The organism is Pseudobutyrivibrio sp. LB2011 (assembly GCF_000701765.1).
Classification (GTDB): Bacteria; Bacillota; Clostridia; order Lachnospirales; family Lachnospiraceae; genus Pseudobutyrivibrio; species Pseudobutyrivibrio ruminis.
Window position 1 is genome coordinate 311,455 of sequence record NZ_JNJS01000002.1, and the last position, 15,610, is coordinate 327,064.

Below are 15,610 nucleotides of genomic sequence, written 5' to 3' on the forward strand. Positions count from 1 at the left end.
TATATTGTTGTAGAGAGATAAAAAAGATATTATGTAATTATAGGGAGGATAAATGATGGAAACAATTTTAAATATCATTACCACTGTCTGTGGCAAAATACAGGTAGTGTCCGATTTATTCTGGGATTTCCCAACAAATTTTGAATGGTATGCAAACATACCTATTCTGGGCAACTTTTCACTGGCGATTATTCTTTTGATTGGTTCAGGAATCTATTTTTCAATCAGACTAAAGTTTATTCAGGTTAGAAAGTTTAAGAGAGGAATAGAAGTTTTAAAGACTAGCAAGGCAAAGACTGGTATTTCACCACTTGCTGCTTTCTTCCTTTCAACAGCTATGCGAGTAGGACCTGGAAATATCCTTGGCGTTACAGGCGCAGTATCAGTAGGTGGCCCTGGCGCACTTCTTTGGATGTGGATTTCTGCATTCTTTGGAATGTCTACAGCATTTGTAGAGTCTACACTTTCTCAGATTTTCAAAGAGAGAAAAGATGATGAATATGTAGGTGGTATGGCCTTCTATGGACGCAGACTTATAAAGAATTCTGCAATAGTTGGTGTTGTATTATCACTTATGTACATTATTTATGCATTGCTTTGCTTCCCAGCACAGGGATTTAACACAGTATCTGCAATGGGCCAGATAGCAAGCATTGTTAGTGGGCAGGAGCTTCCAACAACACATGCTGTATATTGGATTGGCTTTGTAATCGTTATCATTGCGACTATCTCAGTTTCATTTGGTGGAACAAAAAAGATTTCAAAGGTTACTGATGTACTTGTTCCAATCATGGCAATTGTTTATGTGTTAACTGTTGTAATACTTATTGTCATCAACTTTACAAGAATTCCATGGTTCTTCTACGCAGTATTTACAGAGGCTTTCAAGCCAGAAGCAGTTTTCGGTGGAGCATTTGGAATCGCTCTTATGCAGGGCGTAAAGCGTGGTCTTATGTCTAATGAGGCAGGTCAGGGTACAATCACAATGCCAGCAGCTGCTTCAGATGCAAAGCATCCATGTGATCAGGGCTGCGTTCAGGCAATTGGAGTATTCCTTGATACAATTGTTATTTGTACACTTACAGGCTTTGTTGTAATCATGGGTCGTGTATGGCTCACAGATGCAGGTGAAGCATGGTTCGAGCTTGGCAAGCTTCCAAAGTATCTTGCCTCAGCAGCAGAGCTTACACCAGGCACAGCATTCAATGTAGTAGTAACCCTACTTATTTCACTTTGTTTTGGACTTTTTGCGTTCACATGTTTGTTAGGCTTCATGTCCTTCTCAGAAATCTGTGCAAACAGAATCAGCAGAAGCAAGGTATTCATAAATGTTATTCGTATACTCGATATAATAGTTATCTGCTTTGGTATGCTTACATCAATCGTAGGAATGGACTTAGGTGCCCTTTGGGATTTATCAGATTTCGCAAACATTCTGATTGCATACTGCAACATTCCACTTTTATACATTGGATTTAAGTATGTTAAAAAAGCCCAGATACATTACGAAAAAGAAGATGGCACACCATTTACATCAGAAGTTGTTGGCATTGATGTAAAGGTTTGGGATGAGAAAGCAAAACAATAGAATAAATTTTATGTAAAAGGTACATTAAAAAAGGCTGGTCAATTTTGACCAGCCTTGATTTATTTAGTTTTAAGATGGTTTTAGGTCTCAATATATGTAGATGAGCTTACAGTGGAAATGTTTTCCATATATGTGATGGATGTTCCAACCGCTGAACCTGCATTATTTGCTGAGTTAGATCCAGAACTGTAGGAGCCATTCTTCCACTGCTCAAATTTATCTAATACAGCATCGTAAGTTTTAGAAGAGATGTCTGGTAAATCCTTGCCCCAAGTTCCAGTTGCCTGCTCGTAGCCCTTCTTGAAAGCATCTAAGAGCATGTCAGCCTTTGATGTATCTCCGCCAGAAAGTGCGATAGCAAAATCTACAATTCTATCGGATGTCTGGTTAACACCCCAGTATCCATCTTCGGAAATATCTTCCTTTGCCTTTGCAATTGTTTCCTCGTCTGCTGTGAATTTACCTTCTGCAAGGAATTTCCACATATCATCCTGAGTAGCAATAGCAAATGTGCTTCCCTGACCATTAATTGTCTTCATAACAATATCTAAAAGATTGTTAATCATCTTTTCCTGGTCAGCCTTCAACTGCTGGATAAGAGCAGTTCTATCTGTCTTTTTGTAGTTGTCTGTTGTTAGTGATTGTTCATCAGATTTTTCATAAACAGCAGCTTCATCAGAAAACTTTGATGCGCTGATTTCCTGTTTTGATGCATTGAATTCAAGTGTTTCTGTAACCGAACCATCAGAATTTGTAGTCTTAGAATAGGTACCTGCTATATTAGAAGATACGCTGCTTAATGTGCTTAACTCCATAATAATAACCTCCTTGTTACTGTGGCCATGAATAAAAAACCATATGGAAATCCTTTTCCTATTCTTATTATCGGATGCTAATTGAGAAATATTTATTATTAGATTGTATTTATTTTAATACAAAATTCTTGTAAAAGTGTGGTATCTTTGTTAAAATTTATTAAGATTGAATACAAAGAACAATCAAGTACAAAATACACACAAGTACAAATTTTAATGGAGTAGTAATTTCTTTTCAATGGATAATATAGATCTTAAAGCATTAGCAAAAATAAACATCGGACTTGATGTTACAGGAATCAGGGACGATGGATATCATGAAGTAAGAATGATTATGCAGACAGTCAATCTTTTTGACAAGGTCAGCATTAAGAAGCAGGAGGGGGATGCTGTTACCATGAGCACCAATCTTCGCTTCCTTCCTGTTAATGATGACAATCTTTGCATTAAGGCAGCAAAGCTTCTCATGGAGGAGTTTGATATACACACTGGTGTGCATATCAGCCTGGAAAAACATATTCCTGTTGCAGCAGGCATGGCAGGCGGTTCTACAGATGCAGCTGCTGTAATGTTTGGAATAAATAAACTTTTTGATTTGAATCTCAGCAGAAAAGATTTGATGGAGCGAGGCGTCAAAATCGGAGCCGATGTACCATACTGTGTAATGCGTGGTACAGCTTTGGCAGAGGGAATTGGAGAGGTGCTCACACCACTTTCACCAATGGTGAAGTGCCCAGTGCTTATTGCAAAGCCAGGCATTTCAGTTTCTACAAAGCAGGTATATGAATCTTTGGATACATGCTTTGACAATGTTAAGCATCCAGACATCGATCAGCTGATTTCAGATATTAAAAATCAGGATTTACATGCCATTTGCAACCACATGGGAAATGTACTTGAAGAGGTTACAATTCCGCTACATCCAGTTATTGCTGATATAAAGAAAATCATGCTGGATCATGGAGCAGTTGGCGCAATGATGAGTGGTAGTGGTCCTACTGTATTTGGCTTTTTTGAAGACAACAAAACAGCAAAGGCAGCCAAGGAAGCACTTACAGAGAGCAAGCTTGTAAAGCAGCTTTATCTCACTACACTTTTTAACAACAAGTATTAATTAGTTTCACACATGAAATAAGGAGATTTAAACAGAATGACTGAAAATCTTACACTTCAAATGGATGATTATTTACCACTTCGCGATGTGGTGTTTAACACCCTGCGCGAAGCTATTCTTAAGGGCGAACTCAAGCCAGGTGAGAGGCTAATGGAAATGCATTTAGCTACAAAGCTTGGAGTTAGCCGTACACCTATCAGAGAAGCAATCAGAATGCTTGAGCACGAGGGACTTGCTGTTACTATTCCTCGCAAGGGCGCTCAGGTTGCTAAAATGACAGAAAAAGATTTACAGGATGTGCTGGAAGTAAGAGATGCACTTGATGCTCTTGCTGTGGTATGTGCCTGCGAAAGAATGACAGATGCTCAGTTTGTAGAGCTCAAGGAAGCTATGAAGGCATTTGAGTCAGCTACTAGAACTGACGATGTTCGAAAGATTGTGGAGGCTGATGAGGCATTCCATGATGTGATTTATGCGGCCGCTGCAAATCCTAAGCTTGAAAACATAATCAATTCTGCAAGAGAGCAGATGTATAGATATCGTTACGAGTATGTAAAGAATCCATCTGTTTACGCGCAGCTTATATCTGAACATAAATCTATAATTGACGGTTTCGACAGAAGAGATGTAGATTTCCTAAAGGATATAATGCATGTTCATTTGTCAAATCAGATAAATGCTGTTCGTGAATTAATTAGAGAACAAAAATAGATTGGAAATAAATAATGACAGGAACAAAATGTAATATTAAACTTTGCTCCAAGCAAAAGATGGGCCACGAATCAGAGACTACAAATGAGGAGTATGTGGGTTCATTTATTGATAGAGGTAGTAAGCGTTACCTTTCTTATAATCGAGTTATGCCAGAGGGCCAAAAGGTTGATTGTCTAATAAGCTTTGAACACAACAAGCTTACATTGACTCAAAAAGGAGACATTCAATCAAAGCTTGAATTTGCCCCAGGGGCTCGAACCAGAAATGCTTACAATACACCAATGGGCATGATGACTATTGTGGTTCACACAAAGCGTCTTGTGATCGAGCAAAAAGATACCGAAATCAATCTTTTAATTGATTACGATTTGGAAGCCGGTGGGGAACCTATCAATACAGTAATAGAAATTAAAGCAACGTTATAATAAGAAAACGCCAGAGATTGCCTCTGGCGTTTTTATTATTAAGAATTATTCAGTAGCCATGTTTTTAAGTCTGTTCATGACATCTCTTACTGGTGGAATGAAAAGAATGATAAGTGTTACAGCAGCCTCAGCAAAGATGTAGATTGCGTTGTAAGCAAGTGAGTAAGCTAGTGGATTCCAACCTTCCCAAGCCCATTCACCAAAGAAAATCCATCCCGAGATTACCGCAAATACGTAGCGTCCTAAAACAGCTGCGATGTAACCTTTGATAAGACCATATTTAGAATCTTTGAAGAATCCAGATAATCCAAGAGCACCAAAGGCAAGTATGTAATCAACAATAACCTGTGCTGGGAAAAGAATATATGGGTCAACAATTAGATTTAATAAGCCATAGGCAACACCTGTGATAATTCCTACGATTGGGCCGAACCAGAAACCTGGAAGGCAAGCAACAAGCATTGAAAGTAATGTAATTGAGCCGCCAGTTGGGAATTTAAATACCTTAATATTAGACAAAACAAAAGCAAGTGCCATAGAAGCAGCACAAAAAGCTAGTTGCTTTGCAGTAAATGTTATTTTTGTTTTTTCGTTAGACATGTGATTAATCATTAAAAAAAATCTCCCTTCATACATCAATGCTAGGAGATTCGTCTATCGCTTCCTTACGCTGGTATTATCCAGTTCAAGTATTAAGGGTCGGTGCAAGCACCTCTCAGCATATGCGCCCCTAGCAAAATATTTAATTTCGATATAAAAATATCACTTGTAGGAAATATAGTCAATGAGAAAATAACAATTAAATTGCAGTAAATAAAACAACATTGTAGAATGTAACTATAAGAGATTTTGAAAAGATAGGATATTAAATGGTAAATACAGAAAAGATTATAGAAAGAGTAATACTTGTATCAGTTAATGAAGGGGACGAGGTAGAGGCTAAGGATTCCCTTCACGAGCTTGCAGAGCTTTGTGAAACTGCCGGTGCACAGGTTGTGGGAGAAATCATGCAGAATCTGGAGCGCAGAAATCCTGGCACCTATGTTGGCTCTGGCAAGGTTGAGGAAATCGCAGATTTAATCTGGGAGACAGAGGCTACAGGTATAGTTTGCGATGATGAATTAACACCAGCACAGATGCGCAATCTTGCTGATGCGCTAGATACAAAGGTCATGGATAGAACCCTTATTATCCTTGATATTTTTGCTGCCCGTGCTGGCACAGCAGAAGGAAAAATTCAGGTTGAGCTGGCACAGCTTAGATACGAGATGACTCGATTGACTGGCTTTGGTAAAAACATGTCCCGTGTGGGTGGTACTGCAGCAGGTGGCGGCGGAGCTATCGGAACACGTGGTCCTGGTGAGAAAAAGCTGGAGATGGATAAGCGTCTTATTGCAGGTCGCATTACTCAGCTGAAGAAAGAGTTAAATGACGTTGTAAACCATCGTGAGCTTACACGTTCAAAGCGACAACGAAATGGGGTGCCTGTAGCGGCTATTGTTGGTTACACAAATGCAGGCAAATCATCACTTTTAAATAAACTTACAGATGCAAACATCCTTGAGTGGGATGCTCTTTTTGCGACCCTTGATCCAACCACTCGTGAGCTCCTTTTGGACAATGATCAAAAGATTCTGCTCACAGATACAGTAGGATTCATCAGAAAGCTTCCTCATCATTTGGTGGATGCTTTCAAGAGTACATTGGAAGAAGCTAAATATGCAGATTTCATCATTCATGTGGTGGATGTAAGCAATCCTCAGATGGATCGTCAGATGGAAATCGTATATGAGACTTTGGACAAATTAGGAGTTAGCGACAAACCTGTTCTTACTATTTTTAATAAAGTAGATAAGCTTGAAGATGAGTTGGATTATCACGATTTAAGAGCTGATTATACAGTACACACTTCCATTAAGACAGGAAAAGGCCTGGATAAAGTAAGAGAAATCCTTGCTACTTTGATGCGTGGAAATAAGGAATATATAGAGCAATTGGTTCCTTACACAGAAGCTGGAAGTATTGCAAAGATTAGAGAGACAGGAGAATTGATTTCAGAGGAATATCGTGAAGACGGTATTTTTATCAAGGCATATATCTAAATTTACACAAATTTTACTTATATCATAGAAAATACTTAGACAATGGCATTCTAACATGTTATGATTATCAAGGACTAAAAAAAGAAGGATTAAGGATTTTACTTTTCGTGAAGGAAAAGTACGGTAGAAGGAGAAAATAATGACTTTAGCAGAGATATTATCACTTCTTGGTGGAGTGGGTCTATTTCTTTTCGGAATGTCGATTATGTCTACAGGCTTAAAAAACAGCTGTGGAGATAATCTTCAGGTTATTCTAGAGAAGGCTACTACAAACAAATTTGTAGCAGTCATCGTTGGTATAGCTATGACAGTATTGGTTCAGAGTTCATCTGCAACCGATGTTATGGTTATTGGTTTTGTAAATTCAGGTATGATGGCGCTTTCACAGGCCATCGGCGTTATCTTAGGTGCCAATATCGGTACAACAATCACAGCACAGATTACAGCTTTTAATATTGCTACATTCACACCATTCATTTTGTTTATTGGTGCAGTAATGTATCTTTTCATGAAGAGAGATATTGTTAAGCATTTAGGTTCTTTCTTTATGGGATTCGGTATGCTCTTCCAGGGAATCACAATCATGAAGGCATCCATTGCACCACTTGCAAATTCAGTAATGTTTAAGAACTTCCTTGCTGGATTAACAAATCCATTTGTAGCGCTTGTATTTGGTATTGCTTTCACAGCATTACTTCAGAGCTCATCATCTGCAACAGTTATCTTCCAGACATTCGTCGTGCAAGGAATATTGGACTACAATGTAGCAGTTTACTTGATTATCGGTGCAGCCATTGGTTCAGTTACACCAAACCTTTTGGCATCACTTACAGCAAACAGAAACGGCAAGCGTTCAGCTATTTTGAACCTTTTGTTTAATGTAATAAGAGCAATTGTAATCGTAGTTATTATAAATGTAACACCACTTCTGACATGGATTCAGTCTACATCATCTGATCCAGCCCGTCAGATAGCTAACACACATACAATCTTCGCTATTTTAGCAGTTTGTATTATCTTCCCATTCACTGATTACATTATTAAGCTTACATACATGTTTATTCCAAAGCTTCCAGAGGAGACTCGTGCAGCAGAGGACAGACAGCTTGTATTTATGACTCAGGTCAACAACGTGCCACCAAACATGGCTATTCACCAGGCACAGCTTGAGGCAGCCAGAATGGGTGCTATCGCAGCAGAAAACTTTGAAAAGGCCATCGACTGCTTCTTCGACTACTCACCTGAAAAGGTTGAAGACGTAGAGCAGCGCGAGGAAACAGTTAACATCCTCAACCACGCTATTCAGGATGCAATGGTTAAGCTTCAGACGTTGAACCTTACACCTGCTATGCTTCGTCGTATATCTGCAATCACCATTGCAGTTACAGATATTGAGCGTATTTCTGACCATGCTGAAAACATCATCGAGTATGCAACTCGTATGAAGAATAAAAAGACAAAGCTTTCAAAGAAGGCAGCCAAGGAACTTAAGGAAATGGCTGACAATTCTATGGAAGAGGTTGAGCTTGCTATCGACATTTTCACTTCTGAAAACTACGAGAACCTAGACAAGATTGAAAAGCTTGAAAAGAAAGTAGATAAGCAGGAGAAGCAGCTCATTAACCACCACGTAGAGCGTCTCATGGAGAACAAATGCGAACCCGTTGCCGGTGTAATCTTCTCCGACATGGTCACTGACCTGGAGCGATGCGCCGACCACGCCATCAACATCGCCTACGCCCTAAAGGAACATCCATAAAAATGGGTTGCACTGCGGGGGAAAGTGTAGTATATTGTACTCAATTAAATAGGAAATCTTCAGGGCAAGGTGCGAAAACGGTGGTTTTCAATTCCTGACCGGCGGTAAAGTCCGCGAGCCTTCGGGCCGAACTGGTGAGATTCCAGTACCGACAGTATAGTCTGGATGAAAGAAGAAGCGATATAGTAATTAAGCCCTGAGAGTAATCTCAGGGCTATTATATTGTGTACAATTAATTTTTGGAGACTTCCTAAATTTTAATAATATTTTATTTTTAGGAGGATTGAATTATGGATTCAACACAAATGACAGGACAAGGAGTAGGTAACAAGGTGCAGAGCAGAGTAAATGTAAGGAATATGACAGTGACAGCAATGCTTTCGGCAGCAGCTTTCGTATTGATGTTTTTAGATACTGCTATTCCTCTTATGCCAAACTTTATTAAGCTTGATTTATCAGAGCTTCCAGCGCTTATTGCTTCTTTTGCATTGGGACCAGTGTGGGGCGTTATCGTTTGTCTTATTAAGAATCTTCTTCATTTGACAATGACACAGACTGGTGGTGTAGGCGAGCTTTCAAACTTCATTTTAGGAGCAAGCTTTGTGCTTCCAGCAGGTTTGATTTATCACAGAAAAAAGACAAAGGGGCGTGCGATTTTAGGAGCTGTTGTTGGTGCTTTGATTATGGGTGCAATTAGCTTCCCATCAAACCTTTTTATTGTTTATCCAGTGTACTACAACTTTATGTCAAAGGAAGCAATCATCGCAGCATACCAGGTAGTCGCTCCATTTGCAAAGATTAGTTCAATTGAGCAGTGCTTGTTATTCTTCAATGTACCATTTACATTTGTAAAGGGCATGATTTCAGCAATTATTACAATTTTAATTTATCAGCCACTTAGACCACTTCTCAAGGGCAATAATTAATAACTGAATATCGAAATAGCAATTTATCCCACATTCATCGCAAATTTTGTGTAGATGATGTGGGATTTTTTTTATACTATGAAATAAATTTATAGTAAGGAGAGTGGGGGAATATGGTTAAAGCACCAACAGATCCAGAAAAGAACAGGGGATTTTTCTTCACCATGAAGGAAAAAGAGTTTTATGGAAAGAGAACGGAGCTGTATCAGGATGCATGTAGACTGCCAAATAGTGCGGAAGTGACAGGAAATGTGCATGATAAAGAGATGCTGAAGCTCCTTGAAACGGTAGATGGTTTTAAAAAGCTTGTGCATAGTATTGGTGTTTCTATTGAAATGGAAGACAAGGACCAATCTATAGATTTTAGATTTCAGTTTTATGGTAAAAAGGATCAGTACGGTGGTGGAGCAAATATCTATGCTACCATTCCAGCTGATGGTTCTGAGCAGAGGCTGTATTTAAAGGATGTGGAGTGGAAAGAGGATGACAATGTACCAGGCCAGATTATTCTTACATCTGAGGATGAAAAGGCTAGAGGCTTTATCACACTTCGCTTATATCTAAACGATGGTTTCGAAGCACCAGAACAGGAAGAGGAATCTCCTGTAGATGTGGATTCAAAAGAGTATAAGGACATGATTTCCAATTCTCTGATGCAGATTGGAAATACGAAGCGCATTGGGAAACTTATTGAAAAAGCGAAAGCCGGCAAGGATGTGACGATTGCCTATATCGGCGGTTCAATCACTCAGGGGGCAGGTGCAACTCCTATAAATACAGAATGTTACGCTTATAAGTCTTTTGTAGGCTTCAAGAAGCTTCTTGGAGACGGCGATAATATTCATTATGTGAAGGCCGGTGTCGGCGGTACTCCATCAGAGCTTGGTATGCTACGATTTGATAGAGATGTAACTAACGATGGCAAGATTAAGCCAGACCTTGTAATTGTGGAATTTGCTGTAAATGATGAAGGCGATGAGACACAGGGCGACTGCTATGAGAGTCTTGTAAGAAAGATTCTTAAGCTTGATTATGAGCCAGCGGTAATTTTATTGTTCTCTGTATTTGCAGATGATTTCAACCTTCAGGATAGATTAAAGCCAGTAGGAATCAGATATGAATTACCTATGGTTAGTGTGAAGGATTCTGTAGTACCTCAGTTTTATGATAGGGCAAAACGTATTATTACAAAGAATCAGTTCTTCTATGATATGTTTCATCCAACAAATTTGGGACATACTATTATGGCTGCTTGCCTCATTAATCTTATGCAGACCATTATGGAAAAGGCAGCTATAGATAAGGAATATGATCCTGATTTTGAAGCAAAGCCTGCTATAGGAAATTCTTTTGATAATGTAATTTTAGTTGATAAAAAAGATAATACTGATATGCTGACTATCAATCCAGGTGGATTCGTATATACGGATACAGTGCTTCAGTCTGTTGAGCGTGAGTTGGATTTGGAACTGACACCAGAATTCCCATATAACTGGATGTATGATGGCAGCAAGAATACTGACAACGTATTTACGGTAGATGTGGAATGCAAAGCTCTTGTAGTTATTATGAAGGACACAGGAGAAGTGGATGGAGCCGTAGCAAAAGCTTATGTAGATGGCGAGTTTGTTAGAGATTTAGATCCATACGTAAACAGATGGTGCCACTGCAATCCACTGATTTTAATAAACCAGAAGAATACAGCGGCACATCATGTTGAGATTCGTGTCGAATCAGATGATATTCGAAATAAATTTACAATCCTTGGCTTTGGATTAGTAAAATAGTTATGCTTTTATTGAGGGGACCGGCGGTCAAAACCGGTTTCCTCATAATATTGCTTTTTATCTTCGTACATTCTTTCATCAGAAAGCTTTGCAAGTGTATCTATATTTGCATAAGGATCTTCTCGTACAGAGGCATATCCCAAAGAAATCGAAATTCCGTCGATATACTTTCCTCTCCAATGTGAAAGGTAATGCTTTAAATTGAAAAGTCTTCTGTTTAATTCTGTCTCGTTTGCAACTAAAAGAACAGCAAACTCATCTCCACCCATACGGCCAATTGTGCTGGTAGAAGAGGTGTTAAAAGCTCTTCTAAGACACTCGGCTGTACCAATTAATAATTCGTCACCTGCATCGTGGCCTAGGTTATCATTGGTGTATTTTAATCTATTTACATCTATTGCTATATAGGTTAAATCTTTTGGCAGTTTTTGCTTTTCATAATCTCCTACTATGGCATAGAAATGACGGCGGTTGCCAAGCTTAGTCATTTCATCTGTATATGCGTAAACTTTTGCTTGAGCAAATTCTTTTTCTTCTTTTACATTCAGGCCAATTCTGCGATAAATCAATCCTACTTGAACCATAATGAATATCATCAAATCAATGATAACAACAAGTAAGTAGTTGTAATCGATATGGTTTACATATTGAACCAATGCAATTCCTGCAAATAAAATGAATATAAAGTTGGCAATGGAAATGCCTACACCTGTTTTTGCCTTTTGCTCATCTTTTACAGTGGTGTATGAATAGTATCCAACCATGATCATTACAAGCAAATCAATGGCGTGGGCTACATATACAACTGTGCCCCATTCAATAATACCAATGGTAGCGAATAGACAGCTAAGAACGATAGCCAGGGCTATGATGCTATCAATTATATTGTCGACTTTGCCTATACGCGTGAATAATGCTCGTGATATTTCAAAGAACATCATAGGCATAAGAATAAATGAGATTACATTTAATATTGAAAAACCTGTCATATGTCCCCAGATTACAAATGGAACACGGGTTTCATTAATAATCCATTGGGCTGATATGATTGAGAATGCGCCAGCATAGAAGAGGGCTTCAAAAGTAAGCTTTCTAATTAAGGCGGTACGTTTCAGAATAAAATATCCGGAAATAAACATCTCAAACAATCCCATAACTGTAAATATTACAAACAGAATGAGGGAAGGGATATTTTGTTGCATTTGACGTATACCATATGAAGAACGAGTAGTGATAAAGCCTTCTGTAAGCTGGGAACCATATAGTGAATCCTGTAAATCAATGGTTACAGATATATCGTGTCCGCTATACGAGTATTCCAATGGAATCCATATTTCTTTTTGGCCAATATTAGTTTTATGGCCGAATAGATAACTGTCTCTTGACTCTAGAATTACATCACCATCGATTGCTACTTCAAAAGAATCATAATAAGCCCGTAGAACCAGCATTTGATCGCCGTAGACAGTAGGAAGCGTATTTGTAATAGTGAAAACGTCGTGGTTGCTATAAGGGAAGGTGATAAGGCGTCCATTAACCTTCCAGTAATCACTAAAATATACAGTATTTTCTCTATATTCATATTTGACTTCGTTAGAATAGCAGAAACCGAAGCCTATGAATAAAAGAAGAATCAATGTATATATGAATGCTCCAAGTCGTCTAACAAATGATAAATCCATAATTTTCGCTCCTTGTGGAGCATTATATCAACAAATATAGAACTTTTAATGAACATGTTGTGAAAAATCCCATAATGAAAAATCTTTATTTTATAATAGCGTTAAACGGTAACTGTGTAATATTCTACAGTTCAAAGCGGAGGTAAAAGATGGAGGCTAAAAAAGGATTAAAAAGAGACAAGGCTACAATAGCCGGTCAACTCGGTATCTTTTCTGGATTTACAATCCAAATGTTTTTACTTGTAACTGTTTTAATGCTGATATTCTTTGGCTTGGTATTTGCGAATATTTATAGCTTCTATAATGTTCAGTTTGTAACAGAGACATATCAGATGGAAATCAGAAAGGATGTCCAGACAATTAACAAGAGACTTCTTTTTGCACTAGCATCTAGCGATTCTGATGTTACTGCAGCGCAGAAGGAAGATTTGGAAGGAAGATTTCCAAAGATTGAAGGCTACTTCTCTACAATATCTTCTAACTTAAATAACGAGGATTTGGGAAATCGCCTTACAACAAACTGGAAAGCTTTTGAAGAGGCATCATATGAGATGCTTGATTTAGTGGAAGCAGGGGATACAGCAGGCGCATTGGAATACTATAATTCCACATTGAATGAAGTATCAGAGACTCTTGCAGATTCACTTGATGAAACAGGTGAATTGGCAGAAAAGGCTGCAGCATCAAAATATAAAGCAATCCTTATAATTATTGTTGCTGGAGTAGTCGTTCTTGTAGGAGGACTTATAGTTGTAAGTTCAATCAGTAAGAAGAAGGCTGATACGCTTATTAAAACAATTGAAAATGATTTGGCTGTACTTGCGAAGGCTACTGAAGAAATTGCTGAAGGTAATGTACATGTAGAAATTGATTATGAAGCTGATAATGAAATTGGTAAGGTTGTAAATGAATTGAGAACAGCTGTAGATTCTTTGTCATTCTATATTGATGAAATTGGAAGTAAGATGTCTACAATGGCAAACGGCAATTTCAATATTAGTTTTGAAAAGAATTTTGATGGAGATTTCAGAGCAATCCAAACATCTATTGAATCATTCTCACAGCAGATTTCAGATTCTATGACAGAGATTATGGAAGTATCTGATATGGTATCTGATGGAGCAAATCAGATTGCAGGTGCTGGTCAGAATCTTGCAGATACAGTTACATCTCAGGCAAATATCGTAGAAGATTTGTCTGTTACTGTTAACAATATTACAGATCAGATTTCAAGCAATTCAACAGATGCAACACAGATTTCTAAGGAAGTTGAAGTGGTTGCTCAGAATATTGTTGAAGGTAACCAGAGAATGCAGGATGTTGTTAACGCTATGGATGCAATTTCAGCATCTTCTCAGGAGATTTCAAAGATTATCGATACTATCAATGCTATTGCTGATCAGACAAACCTTCTTTCTCTTAATGCGTCAATCGAGGCTGCAAGAGCTGGTGAGGCTGGTAAGGGATTTGCGGTAGTTGCTACAGAGGTTTCTCAGCTTGCAGGTCAGACTGTAGAAGCTGCTCAAAATACTGCAGGTCTTATTAATGCATCACTCCAGAGTGTTCAGGAAGGTATTGCTATTGCAAATGATACAGCTGAGAAGCTTAATGGCATGGTTTCACAGGTTCAGGGTATTGCAGATAAGGTAAAGACTATTGCGGAAGCATCAAATTCACAGGCTGCATCTGTAAAAGAAATGTCTGCTAACATTAGCGAGATTTCATCTGTTGGTCAGAACAATGCTGCTACATCTGAAGAATCACTTGCACTTAGCTACGAAATGAATGAACATGCCGATTCATTAAAGGGATTGGTTGAACGCTTTGAACTTAAAAAATAAATAGAAATTTAAATTATCTAGGACGCCTTGTAAAAACAGGGCGTCCTTATTTTTTTGAGAATAATTATCTAAAAGATTTTATAGATTTGTGTTGACTTCTAAATTTTTTTAGCTATTATAGGTGGTGGTTAATATAAAACATTTTAACTAATTAAATTAAGATAAAAGAAAAGGAGAATATTATGTTCGAGACAGTAAAGGAAGTAATTATTGATACACTTAGCTGTGCAGCAGAGAAAGTTACAATGGAGGCAAATCTTTTTGATGATCTTGGTGCTGACTCCCTTGATGCAGTAGAGCTTTCCCTTGCAGTTGAAGAAAAGACAGGTATCACAATTGATGAAGATGCAATGGCTGAAATCAAGACAGTTGCAGATATCGTAAATTACTTAGAGGCACATAAATAATCATGGAATTAAAAGATGTAAAAGAACTTTTGAAGGCTTTTGATGAAAGCAATAGTTCTTATCTGTCAGTAGAAATAGACAATACAAAAATCAAGTTGAAAAAGTATTCTGAGCAGAAGGTTGTTGTGGAAAATACCACACAGGTATGTGAACAATCATCACTTGCACAAATTGATAGTAATGTGGATAACAGCCCAGAATTACAATTAGATGGTGAACAAGTATTAGCACCTTTAGTAGGAGTTTTTTATGCAGCTCCTTCTCCAGAAGAGGATGCCTACGTACAGGTGGGGGACACTGTCAAAAAAGGACAGGTGCTCTGCTTAATTGAAGCCATGAAGATGATGAGTGAAATCACTGCACCAAAGGATGGAGTAATCAAAAAAATCTTTGTAAAGAATCAGGATGTGGTTGAATTTGAACAGCCACTCTTCTTAATAGGAGATTAGA

14 protein-coding genes and 2 riboswitches are annotated in these 15,610 nt (G+C 38.1%); of the genes, 11 read left to right on the forward strand and 3 right to left on the reverse strand.

Annotated elements, in window-relative coordinates; all coding sequences use genetic code 11:
• Window positions 1-52: 52 nt before the first annotated feature.
• Window positions 53-1,588 (forward strand): alanine/glycine:cation symporter family protein, encoded by a 1,536-nt coding sequence (locus tag T375_RS04935; protein WP_330371736.1) that lies wholly within the window; start codon window positions 53-55, stop codon window positions 1,586-1,588.
• An 80-nt stretch (window positions 1,589-1,668) separates the two neighbouring features.
• Here the strand turns inward: T375_RS04935 and T375_RS04940 are convergent, their stop codons facing one another.
• Window positions 1,669-2,403: a hypothetical protein gene (locus tag T375_RS04940; RefSeq protein ID WP_197019837.1), complete on the reverse strand. Its 735-nt coding sequence runs from the start codon at window positions 2,401-2,403 to the stop codon at window positions 1,669-1,671.
• Window positions 2,404-2,641: 238 nt separating this feature from the next.
• Here T375_RS04940 and ispE point away from each other — a divergent pair, with 238 nt between their 5' ends.
• Genes ispE through T375_RS13140 form a run of 3 tightly spaced genes read left to right on the forward strand, consistent with a single transcriptional unit; the run spans window position 2,642 to window position 4,656 of the window.
• Window positions 2,642-3,517 (forward strand): 4-(cytidine 5'-diphospho)-2-C-methyl-D-erythritol kinase, encoded by an 876-nt coding sequence (ispE, locus tag T375_RS04945; protein WP_044935727.1) that lies wholly within the window; start codon window positions 2,642-2,644, stop codon window positions 3,515-3,517.
• A 36-nt stretch (window positions 3,518-3,553) separates the two neighbouring features.
• Window positions 3,554-4,228, forward strand: coding sequence for a GntR family transcriptional regulator (locus tag T375_RS04950; protein ID WP_044935728.1), 675 nt, complete (start codon window positions 3,554-3,556; stop codon window positions 4,226-4,228).
• Window positions 4,229-4,242: 14 nt separating this feature from the next.
• Entirely contained in the window at window positions 4,243-4,656 is a 414-nt protein-coding gene (locus tag T375_RS13140) for a YwiB family protein (protein ID WP_049960299.1), read from the forward strand.
• A 45-nt stretch (window positions 4,657-4,701) separates the two neighbouring features.
• On the opposite strand, the gene thiT is transcribed toward T375_RS13140, so the two are convergent.
• The gene (gene thiT / locus T375_RS04960; protein WP_044935732.1) at window positions 4,702-5,268 is read right to left on the reverse strand and encodes an energy-coupled thiamine transporter ThiT; all 567 of its coding nucleotides are present in this window, start codon (window positions 5,266-5,268) and stop codon (window positions 4,702-4,704) included.
• A 33-nt stretch (window positions 5,269-5,301) separates the two neighbouring features.
• Window positions 5,302-5,398, reverse strand: a riboswitch (TPP riboswitch).
• 127 nt (window positions 5,399-5,525) lie between these two features.
• On the opposite strand from thiT, the gene hflX reads away from it, so the two are divergent.
• The 4 genes from hflX to T375_RS04980 all read left to right on the forward strand — a co-directional run bounded on the left by hflX (window position 5,526) and on the right by T375_RS04980 (window position 11,230).
• The gene (gene hflX / locus T375_RS04965) at window positions 5,526-6,758 is read left to right on the forward strand and encodes a GTPase HflX (RefSeq protein ID WP_044935735.1); all 1,233 of its coding nucleotides are present in this window, start codon (window positions 5,526-5,528) and stop codon (window positions 6,756-6,758) included.
• 139 nt (window positions 6,759-6,897) lie between these two features.
• Window positions 6,898-8,517: a Na/Pi cotransporter family protein gene (locus tag T375_RS04970; protein ID WP_044935737.1), complete on the forward strand. Its 1,620-nt coding sequence runs from the start codon at window positions 6,898-6,900 to the stop codon at window positions 8,515-8,517.
• 51 nt (window positions 8,518-8,568) lie between these two features.
• A riboswitch (FMN riboswitch) is annotated at window positions 8,569-8,698 on the forward strand.
• 109 nt (window positions 8,699-8,807) lie between these two features.
• Window positions 8,808-9,443: an ECF transporter S component gene (locus tag T375_RS04975; RefSeq protein WP_242839266.1), complete on the forward strand. Its 636-nt coding sequence runs from the start codon at window positions 8,808-8,810 to the stop codon at window positions 9,441-9,443.
• A 113-nt stretch (window positions 9,444-9,556) separates the two neighbouring features.
• Window positions 9,557-11,230, forward strand: a complete 1,674-nt coding sequence (locus T375_RS04980; protein WP_044935739.1) for an SGNH/GDSL hydrolase family protein — start codon at window positions 9,557-9,559, stop codon at window positions 11,228-11,230.
• Window positions 11,231-11,238: 8 nt separating this feature from the next.
• Here T375_RS04980 and T375_RS04985 read toward each other — a convergent pair whose 3' ends face one another.
• Window positions 11,239-12,912, reverse strand: a complete 1,674-nt coding sequence (locus T375_RS04985) for a diguanylate cyclase domain-containing protein (RefSeq protein ID WP_044935742.1) — start codon at window positions 12,910-12,912, stop codon at window positions 11,239-11,241.
• A 149-nt stretch (window positions 12,913-13,061) separates the two neighbouring features.
• On the opposite strand from T375_RS04985, the gene T375_RS04990 reads away from it, so the two are divergent.
• The 3 genes from T375_RS04990 to accB all read left to right on the forward strand — a co-directional run bounded on the left by T375_RS04990 (window position 13,062) and on the right by accB (window position 15,609).
• Entirely contained in the window at window positions 13,062-14,753 is a 1,692-nt protein-coding gene (locus tag T375_RS04990) for a methyl-accepting chemotaxis protein (RefSeq protein ID WP_049960300.1), read from the forward strand.
• 182 nt (window positions 14,754-14,935) lie between these two features.
• The gene (locus T375_RS04995; protein ID WP_330371737.1) at window positions 14,936-15,160 is read left to right on the forward strand and encodes an acyl carrier protein; all 225 of its coding nucleotides are present in this window, start codon (window positions 14,936-14,938) and stop codon (window positions 15,158-15,160) included.
• Between the two features lie 2 nt (window positions 15,161-15,162).
• Window positions 15,163-15,609, forward strand: a complete 447-nt coding sequence (gene accB, locus T375_RS05000) for an acetyl-CoA carboxylase biotin carboxyl carrier protein (RefSeq protein WP_044935745.1) — start codon at window positions 15,163-15,165, stop codon at window positions 15,607-15,609.
• The last annotated feature ends 1 nt before the right edge of the window (window position 15,610 follow it).